This is a genomic window from Streptomyces sp. NPDC058964 (assembly GCF_042741275.1).
Lineage (GTDB): Bacteria > Actinomycetota > Actinomycetes > Streptomycetales > Streptomycetaceae > Streptomyces.
Map to the genome: position 1 here is coordinate 1 of NZ_JBHYKH010000357.1, position 524 is coordinate 524.

Annotated in this window: 1 pseudogene; it reads right to left on the bottom strand. The window is 79.4% G+C overall.

The features are described 5' to 3' along the window. Positions 1-168 precede the first annotated feature (168 nt). A pseudogene (locus ACFW2E_RS32765) lies at positions 169-524 on the bottom strand (hypothetical protein); the annotation flags it as partial.

Below are 524 nucleotides of genomic sequence, written 5' to 3' on the forward strand. Positions count from 1 at the left end.
GGTTGACCGGGTGCGGCCTCCGGAACGGCCCTCGAGGGGCCTGGGCCGGCTGATCCCCACCCCAATGGGGACCAGCCGGCCCGATCCGTGAGGTGTCGTCCGGACGCGCCGACGGTATTCGGCCGTTCGGAACCTCCAGCCCCACGGAGCCGGTCACGACGGGTCGGCTCAGACGCCGTTGGCGACGCCGTCGTGCAGGTTGTGCAGGTTGTGCGTGTACCCCGTGTGCTGGACATGAGCCGGGGCAACCGACTCGGCCAGACCTGCCGTACCGGTGACGGCGTGGGCGGCGAGCGGGGCCGCGGTGGCGTGGACGGTACCGGTCAGGTCCCGCGCGAAGGAGCCCGTCTGCCCGGCGACACCCCCGGCGAACGGGGCGACCTCGCCCGTCACGCCGTGCGCCAGTGCCGCGGGGGCGGCCCCCCCCCGCCCGCCCCGGCGCGCGGCGGGGGCGGCGCCGGGGCGGGCGGCGGCGCCCCCCCCCCGCGCGAGCGGCGGGCCCGCCCCCCCCCCCCCCCCCCCGC